Source organism: Alkaliphilus sp. B6464 (assembly GCF_018141165.1).
Classification (GTDB): Bacteria; Bacillota; Clostridia; order Peptostreptococcales; family Natronincolaceae; genus Alkaliphilus_B.
Window position 1 is genome coordinate 140,851 of record NZ_CP058558.1, and the last position, 14,881, is coordinate 155,731.

12 protein-coding genes and 27 tRNA genes are annotated in these 14,881 nt (G+C 30.3%); 7 read left to right on the forward strand and 32 right to left on the reverse strand.

Going from position 1 to position 14,881, the window contains the following annotated elements:
* Positions 1-6: 6 nt before the first annotated feature.
* A complete protein-coding gene (locus HYG84_RS18475) occupies positions 7-474 on the reverse strand; it encodes a hypothetical protein (protein WP_212383154.1) in 468 nt (155 codons plus the stop codon).
* A gap of 254 nt (positions 475-728) precedes the next feature.
* Here HYG84_RS18475 and HYG84_RS18480 point away from each other — a divergent pair, with 254 nt between their 5' ends.
* The 4 genes from HYG84_RS18480 (at position 729) to rnr (ending at position 4,985) form a co-directional block, all read left to right on the forward strand.
* Positions 729-1,754: a hypothetical protein gene (locus HYG84_RS18480; RefSeq protein WP_212383156.1), complete on the forward strand. Its 1,026-nt coding sequence runs from the start codon at positions 729-731 to the stop codon at positions 1,752-1,754.
* Positions 1,755-1,847: 93 nt separating this feature from the next.
* Entirely contained in the window at positions 1,848-2,033 is a 186-nt protein-coding gene (locus HYG84_RS18485) for a hypothetical protein (protein WP_212383158.1), read from the forward strand.
* Between the two features lie 234 nt (positions 2,034-2,267).
* Positions 2,268-2,426 carry a hypothetical protein gene (locus HYG84_RS18490; RefSeq protein ID WP_212383160.1) on the forward strand — a complete coding sequence of 53 codons (159 nt, stop codon included), beginning with the start codon at positions 2,268-2,270 and terminating at the stop codon, positions 2,424-2,426.
* Between the two features lie 405 nt (positions 2,427-2,831).
* Complete coding sequence (gene rnr / locus HYG84_RS18495) at positions 2,832-4,985, forward strand: ribonuclease R (RefSeq protein WP_212383162.1); 2,154 nt, start codon at positions 2,832-2,834, stop codon at positions 4,983-4,985.
* A gap of 16 nt (positions 4,986-5,001) precedes the next feature.
* Here the strand turns inward: rnr and HYG84_RS18500 are convergent, their stop codons facing one another.
* Complete coding sequence (locus tag HYG84_RS18500) at positions 5,002-7,092, reverse strand: methyl-accepting chemotaxis protein (protein ID WP_212383164.1); 2,091 nt, start codon at positions 7,090-7,092, stop codon at positions 5,002-5,004.
* A 161-nt stretch (positions 7,093-7,253) separates the two neighbouring features.
* On the opposite strand from HYG84_RS18500, the gene HYG84_RS18505 reads away from it, so the two are divergent.
* Both HYG84_RS18505 and HYG84_RS18510 read left to right on the forward strand, forming a co-directional pair.
* Positions 7,254-7,844 (forward strand): hypothetical protein, encoded by a 591-nt coding sequence (locus HYG84_RS18505; RefSeq protein ID WP_212383166.1) that lies wholly within the window; start codon positions 7,254-7,256, stop codon positions 7,842-7,844.
* Between the two features lie 89 nt (positions 7,845-7,933).
* Positions 7,934-8,371 carry a hypothetical protein gene (locus HYG84_RS18510; RefSeq protein ID WP_212383169.1) on the forward strand — a complete coding sequence of 146 codons (438 nt, stop codon included), beginning with the start codon at positions 7,934-7,936 and terminating at the stop codon, positions 8,369-8,371.
* Positions 8,372-8,545: 174 nt separating this feature from the next.
* Here the strand turns inward: HYG84_RS18510 and HYG84_RS18515 are convergent.
* The 30 genes from HYG84_RS18515 to HYG84_RS18660 all read right to left on the reverse strand — a co-directional run bounded on the left by HYG84_RS18515 (position 8,546) and on the right by HYG84_RS18660 (position 13,197).
* Positions 8,546-8,621 (reverse strand) — tRNA-Trp (locus tag HYG84_RS18515).
* Positions 8,622-8,669: 48 nt separating this feature from the next.
* Complete coding sequence (locus HYG84_RS18520; RefSeq protein WP_212383172.1) at positions 8,670-8,918, reverse strand: hypothetical protein; 249 nt, start codon at positions 8,916-8,918, stop codon at positions 8,670-8,672.
* Positions 8,919-9,036: 118 nt separating this feature from the next.
* Positions 9,037-9,129: transfer RNA gene (locus tag HYG84_RS18525), tRNA-Ser, on the reverse strand.
* A 180-nt stretch (positions 9,130-9,309) separates the two neighbouring features.
* A tRNA-Met gene (locus tag HYG84_RS18530) sits at positions 9,310-9,384 on the reverse strand.
* A 167-nt stretch (positions 9,385-9,551) separates the two neighbouring features.
* Positions 9,552-9,646 (reverse strand) — tRNA-Ser (locus HYG84_RS18535).
* Positions 9,647-9,753: 107 nt separating this feature from the next.
* A tRNA-Thr gene (locus HYG84_RS18540) sits at positions 9,754-9,829 on the reverse strand.
* A gap of 35 nt (positions 9,830-9,864) precedes the next feature.
* Positions 9,865-9,940 (reverse strand) — tRNA-Gln (locus HYG84_RS18545).
* A 20-nt stretch (positions 9,941-9,960) separates the two neighbouring features.
* Positions 9,961-10,035, reverse strand: a tRNA-Asn gene (locus HYG84_RS18550).
* Positions 10,036-10,100: 65 nt separating this feature from the next.
* Positions 10,101-10,175: transfer RNA gene (locus HYG84_RS18555), tRNA-Asp, on the reverse strand.
* A gap of 9 nt (positions 10,176-10,184) precedes the next feature.
* Positions 10,185-10,260, reverse strand: a tRNA-Ile gene (locus HYG84_RS18560).
* 235 nt (positions 10,261-10,495) lie between these two features.
* Positions 10,496-10,951 (reverse strand): hypothetical protein, encoded by a 456-nt coding sequence (locus tag HYG84_RS18565; RefSeq protein ID WP_212383175.1) that lies wholly within the window; start codon positions 10,949-10,951, stop codon positions 10,496-10,498.
* Between the two features lie 78 nt (positions 10,952-11,029).
* Positions 11,030-11,106 (reverse strand) — tRNA-Pro (locus HYG84_RS18570).
* A gap of 19 nt (positions 11,107-11,125) precedes the next feature.
* A tRNA-His gene (locus HYG84_RS18575) sits at positions 11,126-11,202 on the reverse strand.
* A 5-nt stretch (positions 11,203-11,207) separates the two neighbouring features.
* Positions 11,208-11,291, reverse strand: a tRNA-Leu gene (locus HYG84_RS18580).
* Positions 11,292-11,298: 7 nt separating this feature from the next.
* Positions 11,299-11,384 (reverse strand) — tRNA-Leu (locus HYG84_RS18585).
* A gap of 6 nt (positions 11,385-11,390) precedes the next feature.
* Positions 11,391-11,461: transfer RNA gene (locus HYG84_RS18590), tRNA-OTHER, on the reverse strand.
* Positions 11,462-11,516: 55 nt separating this feature from the next.
* Positions 11,517-11,587: transfer RNA gene (locus tag HYG84_RS18595), tRNA-Ser, on the reverse strand.
* A gap of 67 nt (positions 11,588-11,654) precedes the next feature.
* Positions 11,655-11,731, reverse strand: a tRNA-Pro gene (locus HYG84_RS18600).
* Positions 11,732-11,801: 70 nt separating this feature from the next.
* Positions 11,802-11,876, reverse strand: a tRNA-Glu gene (locus HYG84_RS18605).
* Between the two features lie 8 nt (positions 11,877-11,884).
* Positions 11,885-11,960: transfer RNA gene (locus HYG84_RS18610), tRNA-Phe, on the reverse strand.
* A 112-nt stretch (positions 11,961-12,072) separates the two neighbouring features.
* Positions 12,073-12,148 (reverse strand) — tRNA-Ala (locus HYG84_RS18615).
* A 1-nt stretch (position 12,149) separates the two neighbouring features.
* Positions 12,150-12,223 (reverse strand) — tRNA-Gly (locus tag HYG84_RS18620).
* A gap of 5 nt (positions 12,224-12,228) precedes the next feature.
* A tRNA-Gly gene (locus HYG84_RS18625) sits at positions 12,229-12,302 on the reverse strand.
* A gap of 9 nt (positions 12,303-12,311) precedes the next feature.
* Positions 12,312-12,387 (reverse strand) — tRNA-Arg (locus HYG84_RS18630).
* Between the two features lie 9 nt (positions 12,388-12,396).
* Positions 12,397-12,473, reverse strand: a tRNA-Val gene (locus tag HYG84_RS18635).
* A gap of 4 nt (positions 12,474-12,477) precedes the next feature.
* A tRNA-Lys gene (locus tag HYG84_RS18640) sits at positions 12,478-12,553 on the reverse strand.
* A gap of 5 nt (positions 12,554-12,558) precedes the next feature.
* Positions 12,559-12,635, reverse strand: a tRNA-Ile gene (locus HYG84_RS18645).
* Positions 12,636-12,639: 4 nt separating this feature from the next.
* Positions 12,640-12,716: transfer RNA gene (locus HYG84_RS18650), tRNA-Cys, on the reverse strand.
* Positions 12,717-12,802: 86 nt separating this feature from the next.
* Positions 12,803-12,991, reverse strand: a complete 189-nt coding sequence (locus HYG84_RS18655; protein ID WP_212383178.1) for a hypothetical protein — start codon at positions 12,989-12,991, stop codon at positions 12,803-12,805.
* Positions 12,992-13,111: 120 nt separating this feature from the next.
* Positions 13,112-13,197: transfer RNA gene (locus HYG84_RS18660), tRNA-Tyr, on the reverse strand.
* Between the two features lie 317 nt (positions 13,198-13,514).
* Here HYG84_RS18660 and HYG84_RS18665 point away from each other — a divergent pair.
* Positions 13,515-14,654, forward strand: a complete 1,140-nt coding sequence (locus HYG84_RS18665) for a DNA primase (protein ID WP_212383181.1) — start codon at positions 13,515-13,517, stop codon at positions 14,652-14,654.
* The last annotated feature ends 227 nt before the right edge of the window (positions 14,655-14,881 follow it).

The following is a 14,881-nucleotide window of genomic DNA, read 5'->3' on the forward strand; positions in this document are numbered from 1 at the left end:
TCAAACTTAACAATCTAAATCTTTTCTTAAAGAATGACTTAAATACCATTCATTACCGTTGGCTTTTATCTTTTCACACATCATCCGAAATGTAGGATCTGTATTATTCAAATATCCTATTTCCTTTGCCTTAGATATTACTTTATCCATTCCTGCGATTGAATAGCCCCAACTTGTACAATATAAACCGCCATATCCATTATTTCCATTAGATCGTTTACCTTTAATAATCCATTCTCTAAAATCATTGATTAAGGCCCACAGCGTTCCACCATCAGAAAACCCTATGTGTTTTGAACTTTGATAAGGATATATTCTTTTTTCAGTATATTTATCAATATAAAAAAGTTTTTTACCTTGCACTACAAATCTTGAATAACAGCCATTATAATTAAAAAATTTTCTATCAGTATCTCCAATAACTTTTATTAGTTCATTTATTTTTTCTATTCGTTCTAATTGCGATAGATTCAATGAAATTCCTCCTTTTATATAAATAATATCTTTAAAATATAGTAGATAAATACCTAAAATAATATGTGCATATATAGTAATGGTTAAATATCCTTTTTTTCAAGTTTGTACTCTAAACATAACACAAAATATGAAAAACAAACTTTCAAAACTGTGTTATGTTTAAAAAAATAATTTGAGAAAAGAAGTTGTTTGTATGTAATATATATTAGATTTTAATATGGAAATTCATTAATTGATAGGAGGCATTAATTATGTTTAGAATAGTTAAAAAAATTGGTCGTGCAGGTGGACCTAAAAATAGAGAGAAGTCCAAAAATGAGTGGGATAAAAAATATGGAGTAGGCAAATGGAAAGTAGTTTATCAATATAATAATGAGATTTATACTAGAGAACAGGCCTTGGAGAAATTTTATAACCGTTCTTACTATGAATACTTAAAAAACCACCCTACTACTCTTAATAATTTATGTAATATGGCTAATTCATTATATAATCCTCATGCAGATGCTACTGGTGGTGTAGATCTTCAGGTCCCTGCGGTATACAAGGCTCTTGAACATCTCAATAAATCACTTCAAGGTGCTCAAAGAATTGCCATTGGAACATGGGGATATAAACAGGGAATTGAGTATCCTCAAATAAGTTGGGAACTTAGTCCATATAAAGTACCTTTATGGTGTAATAAAGATATAAGTATTGAAGTGTTTTGGCAAGATTATAAATATCTTGCTGTACAAGAACTGGAACAATTATCTTTATTTAGCAATAATACTAATCTATCATCGGAATTCTCTATAACTGAAGAAATTGGAGATTTATTTAATACTAATAAATTAAAATATGTTTATGCACATTGCATTGCAGAGGACTGTCATGTGAATGCAGGTATTACAAAAATATTTGATAAAAAAGATCCATTAATGAAAGTATATCTAAAACCTAGAGCCATTATAGGTAAAGCCATCAAATACGAAAGTAATAAAGTTGGAAAGGTTTATAATCTAATTACTAAAGATCAATCATGGAAGGCTGCAAGAGTTCCCGGGAAAACTTATTATAGAAATAGAGAATGTATTCCTTATGACGAGTATTTGAAAAATTTAAGGTTATGTTTAGATGATTTAAAAGATCAAATGATTGTTAATAATGAAAAGTTTCTAGTTATGCCTAAGATTGCATCAGGACTCGATAAATGCCGTTGGGAAGATGTTAAGCCCATTATAGTAAAAGTATTTTCAAATACTGATATTTCTATTATCATTCGCATGTTAGATTAAACAATAAGGCTTTGCTTTAAATTAGTGTTGATTTACAGAAAATGTATATACAAGGTACTAGGTATCTAATAACAGTATGAAGGAGGATTAAAAATGAATATTGAATATGTTCCAATGTCACCATGTTATAAGTATAAAATTGTTACTCTTAAAGAGGTTAAAGAAAATTTAAAAGGTTGGTATGGTACGTTGGTTGTACCAGAGGGTGTGACAGAAGAAACCAGAGGAATATTAATTGGTAAAGGCTCTTGTTTGTCATTCAATGTCATTGAAGAATAAATCAATAATCTAATATTTCGTAATACTAATACATTTTTTATAGGAACTATCAGCATTCTTTTAAAACAAAGCCAATAATAAAAATCCTGTGTTTAAAATTCTTAAAATAAAGATACTGTAAATTGTTTAAATTGGGGAGGGTTAAAAATCATTTTCGTCTATTTCCTTTAAAGTATAAGGCTGTTTCATTGATTTTTAACACAAAAGTAGACATAATGACAAACGCAATTAAAGATGTTAAACAATAGTTTATTAGTTATAAATCGCAGTGTTTTTGTAAGACAAAATGCTGAATGGGAAGATTTACTTACAAGACTCTTGAATGAGATAAAAGATAGAAGAAAAGAAGAAGCACTATGGCATCAAGGATTCAGAAATCTTTTAGATAATTGAAATATTTCTTATGAAAATGATTTAGTAAGATTAGGAGTACCTAAAATTTTAGAAGGGCAAAATTAATATTGAAAGGAATGAGTAATTATAATAAAACTATTAAAGAAGATAGATAACTATTTATTGTCAAGTAATGTATGCTATTTAGGGTTTATTATTACAATTCCAATAGTTATATATATACTATGGATCTTAAATATAAATATATGGTGGTCTTTTATTCAGGTGCCTTTAGCACATATAATTCTCGATTATAAAATAGTTAAAAAATAATTAATATAATATGAAATATACAAAAAACAGTATTCATTAATACTGTTTTTTATTATACTTTTTATTTTTAATTTGATTCTAACTTCTTTCTTTTTTATAATGCTGTTACCTTACCGAAAGGATGTGATTCTTATGTTTAAAAAGTTTCTTATCACCTTATTGAATGATAGTGATTATACTCCTAAGACTTATGAAGAATTGATAGGACTATACCCTATTCTTAGAAGAAATCAATCTAACTGTTTTAGGTTTCTTCAAGAACTAGAGAAAATGCAAATTGTATATTTTATGCCAAATAAAACTTATATCTTATCTAGTGATGCTATCATTGGGTATTATCAAGGAAAGAGTAATCATTTTGGATTTTTAATTCCTCTAGATAAAAATAGATTTGCTAAAGATTTATTTATTCATAGTAAGAATTTAAACGGTGCTATGGACGGAGACCTTGTTATAGGGAAAATCATATACACCTCTCATTCTAAAAGCAATGAATCTGAAGGCAAAATTATATCTATTATTGAAGAAAAAAAACATAAAATTGTAGGAGATTTTATTGATAATGGAAGTTATGCTTTTGTTATTCCTGACAATGATAAATTTAAAGATATTTATATTAATAAAGAACACTTTAATGGTGCAAGGAATAATGATAAGGTAATCGTTAAAATTATTAAGAGAGCCAAAAATGGTAAAAATCCTGAAGGCACCATATCCGAAATTTTAGGAAAAAAAGATGAAGTTGGAATGGATATTATATCAATAATTAGGCAATATGGACTGTCTACGGAGTTTCCTAATGAGGTGTTAAAACAAATAGAAGATTTTCCTGATAAAATTGATAAGGAAGAAATAAAAAGAGAACTTCTGCACCGGAAAGATTTAAGACATTTAAAAATTTTCACTATTGATGGTGAAGATACTAAAGATTTTGATGATGCAGTTTCTATTGAAAAATTGAAAAATGGAAACTACAAATTGGGCGTTCATATAGCAGATGTTACACATTATGTTAAAAAAGGAGCACCCCTTGATAAAGAAGCATTAAATAGAGGAACTAGTGTATATTTGGTAGATCGTGTGCTTCCTATGTTACCTGAAAAACTTTCAAATGGGTTATGTAGTCTAAATCCAAATACAAATAGGTTTGCTCTTACTTGTTTTATGGAAATAAATCACAATGGAGAAGTTGTTAATACTGAAATTGTAGAATCATTAATTAATACTATTGAGAAAATGACTTATATTAATATAAATAAAATTATCGAAAAAAAAGATGAAGAATTAATATTAAGATATGGACATGTTCTTGATGACATATTAATGATGGAAGAATTAAGAAATATATTAGCCCAGAAAAGATATAATAGAGGTTCTATTGATTTTGATTTTCCTGAACCTAAAGTTATATTAAACAACAAGAAGAAACCTATCTCTATTGAGTTGTATGAAAAAAATTCTGCTACAAACTTAATAGAAGAATTTATGATTGTTACAAATGAGGCTATTAGTAGATATTTCTCTATTAAAGAAATTCCTTTTCTTTATAGAATTCATGATAAACCTTCAGATGAGAAAGCACAATCATTCATAAAATTCCTTAATACTATATCAGAAGAACAAGTTAATATTACTCCTTCTCCCAAAGGGTTACAAATTATATTAGAAGAATATAAAAATAAAAAAGAATACTTTCAAATAAATCATATACTCCTTAGAAGTTTGACGAAGGCTAAGTATAGTAACGAAAACATTGGCCACTTTGGACTTGCCAGTACACACTATAGTCATTTTACTTCACCTATTAGAAGATACCCTGATCTTCAAATTCATAGGATAATTAAAGCGTATTTGCATGGAAATTTATCACAGAAAGAAATTCTAGAGTATAACAAGGAACTTCCTGACATAAGCAAACATGCTACTTCTATGGAAATGAAGGCAAATCAATGTGAAAATGATAGTAAAAAACTCAAAATGTGCGAATATATGTTAGATAAAAAAGGCCAAGAATTTAAAGGAATTGTATCTGGAGTAACAAACAAAGGTATATTTGTATCTCTTGAAAACACTGTTGAGGGATTTATTTATGTCGAAGATTTCAATATGGATAAGCAATATTTATATGATGAAGATATTTTCTCCTATTACTCTCAAAATAATAAAAATGACAAATTTACATTCGGAGTAAAAGTAATAGTACAGGTTTATGAAATAGATTTAAATAAAAAACAAATAACATTTAAATTAATCGAGAAGATATATGAAGATGATAAAGAGGAGTAATATTACCCCTCTCTCTTTATAACTTAAAACTATTCATCTGTTGAATTAATTCATCTGATAACTGCTTTAAGTTTTCTGAACACTCTACAAAAGTGCTTGTTGTTGCTGCAATTTCTTCTGCCGATGCCGATACTTCTTGGGTACTAGCACTAATTTCTTCTGAAACTACTGAAACACTTTGGGTATTGTCAACAATTTGATTTTTCTTATTATCCATTTCAATTGTAGATTCTTTTATTTCTGTAACTTTAGAATCAAGTTCCTGAACTGAATTTAGAATCTTATCAAAAATACCTTTGGTTAAATCTACTGCAACAACTTGTTCATCAACACTTGTTTTCGATTGTTTCATAGCGTTAACAGCCTCATTCGTTTTATCATTCATATTAGAAATTAGATTACTAATATTTTGGGTGGCTTTAGATGATTGTTCTGCAAGTTTTCTGACTTCATCAGCCACAACAGAGAAGCCTCTACCTGCCTCTCCTGCTCTTGCAGCCTCTATTGCTGCATTTAAAGCGAGTAAATTTGTCTGATCTGCAATCTGATTAATTGTTTCAGTAATTGAATTAATTTCATCTGCCGAATCTTTCATTTCCAATATTATTTCATTAACCTTTTTAGTAGATTCTCCAGTTCTTTCAGTTTTATCTACAAGTATTTTAACCTGACCTAAACCCTCATATCCTAATATTTTAGCATTATTGGACAATTTGTCTACTTCAAAAGTATGTCTAGTAATCTCCTCTATTTCTCTCGCTAACTCACTTATATTATTTGAGTTCATATCAATATCTCTTGCTTGTTCATGAGTCCCAGTTGCAACTTCTTGAATTGTAGCAGCAATATCATTCATTGCAATATTTGTTTCGGCCGTTATTTGAAGTATTGAATCAGAAGTTTGTGCAACAATTTTAGATGATGCTCTAACATTTAACATTAGTTCTCTAATATTATGAATCATCTTATTAAAACTTTTACCTAAATCTCCGAATTCATCTATAGATTTAAAGTTAGTCGATACTGTTAAGTCTCCTTCTGATGCCTTATTGAAACTATCTAATAATTTTCTTATATTATTTCCAATACTTTTACTAATAAAAAAAGAAAATAACATAGTTATTAATATTACTGTCAATCCGATAAATATAGTATTTGTTAGCAATATTTTTGTATCTCTTAATAGTTCTTCTTCTGGTATTGAAGAAATAATTTTCCATCCGGTTTTTTCATTGGTTTCATAAATTCCTAACCTTTTCGCTCCCTTATAATTATAATTTACGAAACCTTTTCCTTTCATTAAAACATCTGTCCATATAGGTGATTTTTTAGGATCATCCGTTCCGACAATTTTTTCATTAGGATGTACTAATGCTATTCCATTTGAGTCTGCAACATACACGTATCCTTCTTCACCTATTTTTAGACTGGATAGATTCTTAGAAAACTCTTTTAAATCAACATCTAAACCAACGACTCCTATAATCTTACCATTATCTATCACAGCCTTAGATACAGTTACTATGATATCTCCAGAAGTAATGTCTTTATATGGGTCAATCCATACTGCCTTGCCATTGTCCTTTATGGCTAGTTGGTACCAAGTTCTTGTTGTAGGATCAAATCTACTTAAATCTACCTCTGGATATATTATAGTTGTCTTATCTATTATAGAAAAAAATACATTTTTTACATTAGGGTTAATTTTTTCTATTTCTTTAAATACCCCTATTAATGAATCTTTAGCACCAACAGTAGCACTAGATATTGTATCAATTGATTCATTGACAGTGGCACTTGATACTACATCAATTTCCTCTCTGCTTACATTGTAATGATAAGTATCTTTCAGAATTGGAAGTTCTGAAAGTATTGCTGCCTGACTCTCTACACCTACAAGATAATTACTGATACTTGTATTAATATATCCTAAAGTTTGGCTACTAGTAACTGCTAGTTTTTGCTGTAGAATATTAAAAGATTTAATATAATTTATTATTCCCACTGAACCTATTGCAAAAATAGACATACACACTAATGAAATCATGAGTCTTGAACGTACAGAATTAAATTTAAATTTTACACTAACTTTCTCTTTTTTTTTCACCTAGAATCCTCCTTAAACAACAAAAGTTTGATCTTTAGTAATTTGCTTTTAACATAACATATATTTTAAAACTTTCATTGGCTCTTTTATGTCTAAAACAGGTGTTATATTAAAAACAAATATGCAGTAATTAATGAAACAGTTAGAAGGAGGAGTATAAAGTGGAATCAAGGTCTTTCTTAGAAAATGAATTTGACATATTGCTTGGTAGATATATTAAATTTTATAAAGAAGTTGAAAAGTATCTTTTAGATGATGTACGGTTAATGAACTTAGGCACATATTTATTAAAAACTTATGGTGAAGAATACTTTTATCCAGAAGGAGATCCCCTAATTTGCCAAAACGTTTTTAATAAAATATATCACATACTTAAATCTGATAAACGATTAAAGTTAGAATTTAATAAGCAATTGCCTGTAAAGGGTGCTTTTATTGTTGAAAAAAATAATAGTATGAAGATATTATTTGCTAGAAACTTATCAATACTAGAAACCTCTCAAGTAATAGTACACGAATATATACATTACTATATTCATATTCATAATCTATTTTATAAAAATGAAGATGTTGAAGAAATTGTGGTTAATATCATAACTTATTTCATACTTCTTAAAAATGGTATTGATACACAAAATGAGATACTCTATTGTCTGGTTCAATATGCAAAAACTGATGCTAATTTGATATCAGACTATCGAGAAATTATTATCGTACTGGCAATACGTATAATTAATCAACTTGAAATATAAATTGATAATTACATAATATTGATAGTCTTTTATATGTAGGGTTTCACTGTTTCATATGTGGCATTTAATATTGAAAGGAGAATGATAGAATGGGTTCATGTACAAATTATAGTAGACTTGAAAGATATATTGAAAAACATGGTGTGAATGATAAATCGAAATATGAAGAAATATTGTTAGGTAAAAAGGTAATAGAATTATTGCAAGTACACGTTTTTCACCATATTAAGAGCGATGTTAAATTAGATGATGGCTTATGTTACGAAGTCCATTTTAGGTGGGCTATTCAAGAAGAAGATGAGTCAGGAGAGGAATTGCCTGATTTAGCCGATAGTATATCTATGATAGAATACTATGAAAAAAATATTATAGATAAGAAAATTACAGAAATTGAAATAGGATATGATAGAGATGATATGGTTTATTGTTATGCGTTTGTTGGGGAACCTACAGAAAAGCATTATTTAGAAATTCCTATAATTCAAGTAGATGATATTGATTCTGATGAAGATACATTATCAAATTAAGGATTAATAATTAGAAGGGATTTATTCCCTTCCTTTTATTTTTATGATACAATTTTAAAGGATACTTCTATTTTTTAAGTGTTCTCCTTTATAATCTCCTTCTCTAAGATTTAGAGGAGTTTTTTATAAAAAAAGACCTTGAGAAATCCAAAGTCTTTTTTATTCTTAACATATTGGCAGGAGTGAAGGGAATCGAACCCCTGACATATGGTTTTGGAGACCACTGTTCTTCCAACTGAACTACACCCCTATAATGCCAACTTTTGTACAGTTGGCTAATATATCGTATTAATAAATTTTATTTTCTATAATAATACTTTTCCCACTCATTTTTTGATCTATAAAGATAATTTTCATGATTACTCCAAGGAACATAGAAAATATAATCATATATATTCCATGAATTATAGAGTTTTCTATACGCTTTCCCATTAGTAATAACATTATTATATCTTCTAACTTTTTTGTTAGACTCTCGTTTTGAAAATTTTCTCGACCCTTGGGCACCAGTTTTCATAACTGGCGTTCTTTTAAAAGATCTACTCATGGCTACACCTCCTCTATCATGAGGCGACAGAACTTATAAGTAGTCCTCCTTTTGAATATTTAATCAGCATAATATCACATCCTGTTATTATCTATATTTTCTTTTTTAAATATAATTATGGCGGAAGGTGTGGGACTCGAACCCACAAGTCGAATTATTAGTCCGACTACGGATTAGCAGTCCGCTTCCTTACCAATTCGGACAACCTTCCACATAAAAGTCCAATACAAAACCATTGTGTTACTACTATATCATAGAATATAAATAGTTAATTCTAGGTATGATGGCTGCTTGTTACACCCTTAAATAATAGGCACTTTATCTCTCTCACTTATACATCGAGAAAGTATAAAAAATACTTTAGAAAACAGGTTTGTATTGAATTACGTAATGGGAGCAGGGATGGGACTCGAACCCACGACTTTTAGGTTATGAACCTAAACTGCCACCTCTGCATCACCCTGCTACAATAATCTACATAACCTCCCTTAATTCTCATGTCAGAACTTAGCCTATTAGCAGTTAGTTATATACATTATCTACTCAGACAATAGTTAAATCAAACAATCTCCACTCGTTATTGAAGAAGAATATCTTTCCTCAATATTCCACCTTCTTGATAGAGATATGTAATGGCAGAAGGAGTGGGATTTGAACCCACGAGGGATAGGAACGCTACCCCTATCGGTTTTCAAGACCGACACCATAAACCTCTCGGACATCCTTCCATATTATGTGGTGTGAATATAAAACCAATATAGATATGCTCTTTTCTTAGTTTTTCTATATTACACCAATTTTTGCCTTTCGCCTAACAATTAATAATTAAATAAATTGGAGCCGAAAGTGGGATTTGAACCCACAACCTTCCGATTACAAATCGGATGCACTGCCAATTGTGCTACTTCGGCAAATTAGTAAACTCTTTATTCTATAATTCTATTAATGGTTAGGGAAGTAGGATTCGAACCTACGATTACTAGAGTCAAAGTCTAGTGCCGTACCAATTTGGCTATTCCCTATCATTAGATTTAAAACATAATGGCTCTTGGGGTGGGGATCGAACCCACGACATCCTGATTAACAGTCAGGCGTTCCACCTCTGAACTACCCAAGAATAATATATTAGTATATAACTTTAAACTTATATAAAAAATCTTGATAGTATTGCTAAGATCTAAATGGCGACCTGTATGGGACTCGAACCCATGACCTTCTGATAGACAGTCAGATATTCTACCACTGAACTAACAGGTCATATTTAAATGGTAGACATGATTGGATTTGAACCAATGACCATACGTTTATCAGACGTATATTCTAACCGCTGAACTACATGTCTATATTTGTTTTAACATAACATATGTCTTAAATATTTTTAAACTAATTTTAAAAATATGTTTTGTCGCCTCCCAACCTATGATCTTAGCGACATATAATAGGAACTTGTTTTGGACTACCACAAGGGACAAGTTTCTAACCTATTATAGTTTTTTAATTAGAGTAGGTAGTCTACTATCCCTAATAAGGAAAATTTTTCAATTAGTGTGTTTTTGCAATATTTATCGTTTCTATGATTACATAGATGGGATGATCATCACAGGAGATGCTGTTCTGGATCTTTCTTTTATTACGCCATAATTTGATATTAATTCTTTATTGCAAACTTCAATTAAGTATTTTTCAGAAAACCTGCTAGTTCGTATAGCCTCTATTTTATTCTCTTTTCCTTCTTTCAGAGATACTATGTTTTTTTCTTTTATGTAAGTTGTTTTTGTTGAATTATCCTTTGTAACCTTTACTACATATACTGGATCTCCATTATAAAAGCCATATCCTAAATGAGAACCATCTCTTTCTAAAGGTAGTAACTCAAATTGTTTAACTTTATCTTTTCTATCTAACATTGCATCCTCTTTAGAATTAAATATCATCATGAAAGGTAAAGCGATAACAAGTGCAATCATTGTAATAAGTACAACATACTCTATTGTGGGTACAGATCCCTTATTTCCAACACTTATCTTCATCATCATTATCATCTCCTTTGGGTTTTAATATTTTAATCTCTATCAAATTAAACATAACACATATTTTAAATATTTCTAAAATGGTCAGAGTGGCAGGACTTGAACCTGCGATTTCATGGTCCCAAACCATGTGCCTTACCAAACTTGGCCACACTCTGATATTACATTTTTGATATTTGGGGTAAGGAGAGGGACTTGAACCCTCGACAACTAGATCCACAATCTAGCGTTCTATCCAACTGAACTATCCTTACCATATTGGTAGGGGCAAGGAGACTCGAACTCCTACGACTATTGCCACTAGATTCTAAGCCTAGCGTGTCTGCCATTCCACCATACCCCTATATATTTGGTAGGAGTGGAGAGATTTGAACTCTCAATCCCAGAGGGCATACGGGCTTAAACCGTATGTGTATGCCGATTCCACCACACTCCCACATTTTGGACATGATTGGATTTGAACCAATGACCTCACCCATCACAGATGTATTCTAACCACTGAACTACATGTCCGCACATACGGGCTTAAGCCGTATGTGTATGCTGATTCCGCCACATTCCCACATTTTGGACATGATTGGATTTGAACCAATGGCCTCACCCATCACAGGTGTATTCTAACCACTGAACTACATGTCCACAACTTCTTTTTTAACATAACACATGTTTAAAAATATTTTTGATTTTATTAAAAATATTTTTAAAATGGTCAGAGTGGTAGGATTTGAACCTACGATTTCATGGTCCCAAACCATGTGCCTTACCAAACTTGGCCACACTCTGATACTAAAGATTTTAAGATTATACTCATGTCTTTTCTAAAATCAATATCTTTTTATAATTTAATTAATAATGGTGACAGATAGGGGGATTGAACCCCTGATCCAAGATTGAAAGTCTTGTGTGTTTGCCACTTCACCAATCTGCCATATATAATGGTGGGAAGAACTGGACTTGAACCAGTCACCTCCTGTATTTCACACAGGCACTCTACCAAATGAGTTATCTTCCCATATTTATTAAGCAAGGATAAATAGGCTTATAATGATGACAATAAGTATCGCTAATGAAATCATGTTTTCAATTCTTTTATAATCCATGCTGCCACATCCTTTTATACATAATGGTGGAGTAAGAGGGAATTGACCCCTCGACCTCTTGGTTGCAAACCAAGTGTTCTCCCATCTAAACTATTACCCCATGGCATCCCTGATAGGATTTAACCTACATGAAGCAGATTGGAAATCTGCTGCCTCTCCTTTAGGCTACAGGGATATATTTGGAGCAGATAATGGGAATCGAACCCATGTCCTCTGATTGGAAGTCAGAGATCATACCATTAGACCATACCTGCATATTGTTTTGGAATCTTCGACAGGACTTGAACCTGCATATACTTAATTCGTAATCAAGAGCCTATCCTATTAGGCTACGGAGACATATATAATTGGTAGAGGTGACAGGACTTGAGCCTGCAACTTTATCCTTGTAAGGGATATACTCTCCTCAACTGAGTTACACCTCTATATTGGTGGAAGTAACAGGACTCGAACCTGTAGCCTACCGATTAAAAGTCGGTTACTCTACCACTTGAGTTATACTTCCAAAAATGGTGGGTATTACTGGACTTGAACCAGTGACTTATCGCTTATGAGGCGATTGCTCTAACCAACTGAACTAAATACCCGTATTGGAGCATAGAGTGAGATTTGAACTCACAATTCTCGTATTTGCAGTATGATTCCTTAAACCATTTGGATATCTATGCATATTTTAGGCAAATAAAAAACTATTCTTATACAGAATAGTTTATATACAACTATATTGATCAATATATAAAAATACAATTAGACATCAACATAGGCTATATATATATTTATTTCTTTGCATAAGTAAACTATTAATTATAAGGTTTTTAAAGTTAAATATAATTATCCAAGGAGCAAAATTAGAATCGCAAACTAAACCTTTATCTTCATGTAAAAAAGGTTTTAGAATACTTGTATTTCTTTGCAATTTAACTAATACTTGTAATCTTCTCATGTGAATCAACCTCCTAGAATAATTAATAAATTTTGTTGTGAGAAGTATTAAAGCCTTCAACCTATTCTTCTCACTAAGGTTTTTACCTATGGCCTCGTAAGGTATCATAGGAAGGCAGACTGGTGGACGGAGAAGGATTTGAACCTCCGAAGCCAAAGCAACTGATTTACAGTCAGCCCCCTTTAACCTAACTTGGGTATCCATCCATATTTTTTTGCCATCAAGCAAAATGTTTTAATATTATACATACAGATATATTAAAAGTCAATAGTAAATTTTATTTTTTTGACTTTTTTATTAAAATGCGAAAACAGTACCGTAAGTACTGTATATTTTCAATACTGTATCCCATAATTAATGCCTACTTATTAATAGTTAGAAAAATTTCAACAATTTTACGACTCTCAAACCAAATCTAATAAATTTTATTGATTCTACGATTTATGATTATTTAATATATGTTTAAGTACATAATTAGGGTTTTATTAAAATGTGTTATGTTAATGGCAATGGAGGGATTTTAGTGATTGACATATTCAAAGGCGAGATAAATAAGAATATATGTAATATGTTTAAATTTGAAGAAGTTAGAGGTTTAAAACATACACTTCTTAGGACAAATTGCATCAAGGACAATAGCCACTATATGTATTTTAAGGATAATAAGTTTTCTTGCCCTGTGTGTGGTTTCAATCAAGATTTAGTAAGTCTTTGTGCTGACATGTCAAATACAGATGAATGGATAATGACCGAAAGAATATTTAAAGGAAAACTGAAGCGAAATCCTTTAGAAGTGATTAAGGCAAGACGAAATAAAGAATATGAAAATGAAATTTATAGACTTATTAATTATGAAACCATGCTGTTTTTCAAAGAACAACTAAAGGAAAATCAAGAGGCTATAAATTACTTATTAAATAGAGGTTTAACTTCAGAAATCATAGATAAATTTGAATTGGGCTATGCTCCTAAATTTAACAAATTGTTAAGATATTTATCAAAAGATTTCTCAGAAGAAGATTTATTGACAGCAGGTGTTATTGGGCAAGATGAAAAGACAGGTAGATATTATGATATGTTTAAAGATAGAATCATGTTTCCTATATATAATTTAGATGGCAGCGATATTATTAGTTTTGGAGGAAGAACTTTAGGTAGTAGTCCTAAAAAATATATTAATACAAGAAATACTCCTCTATTTAAAAAATCAAATAATCTCTATGCTCTTAATATGATTAACTTTAAAAAGATTAATACTAATGGAAAATTAAAAAAAATTATTGTTAGTGAGGGGTATATGGATGTAATTGCTATGCATCAAGCAGGTATTGATTATGCCATTGGAACTCTAGGAACTGCACTTACTTCCATTCATTATAAAATTCTTCAAGAAATTGCAGAACAGGTAATTATTATATATGATGGTGATGATGCAGGAATTAGAGCAGTAGAAAGAACGCTAGAGAAGGTCGGGAACCTTGATATACTTATATTACCAGAAGGGTTAGATCCTGATGAATATATTAAAAAATATGGAATAGATAATTTTCTCGAATACCTTAATATCAATACCCGCTCAAGTGTCGATTATTGGATGAATCAATATAATAACTATCGTGGTAATGTTTTTGAATATCTACTCAAACATGTTAAAAACCTGTAAAAACAAATTAAATTATATAACTAAAACCTCACCTTTTGGTGAGGTTTTTTATCTGATCTCCTCTTTATGCATTTATATTGTTATGCGTTTTGTGTAGACCTTCGTTGTCACTATATAAATGTTTTCATCTTAATTTTTCAAAGTATGATGTATTAGTCTCTATAAAAAAGATGATTTTATGGATACAATGAGGAGTTCTATTAATATAATGCCCTGTTTGTATTTAA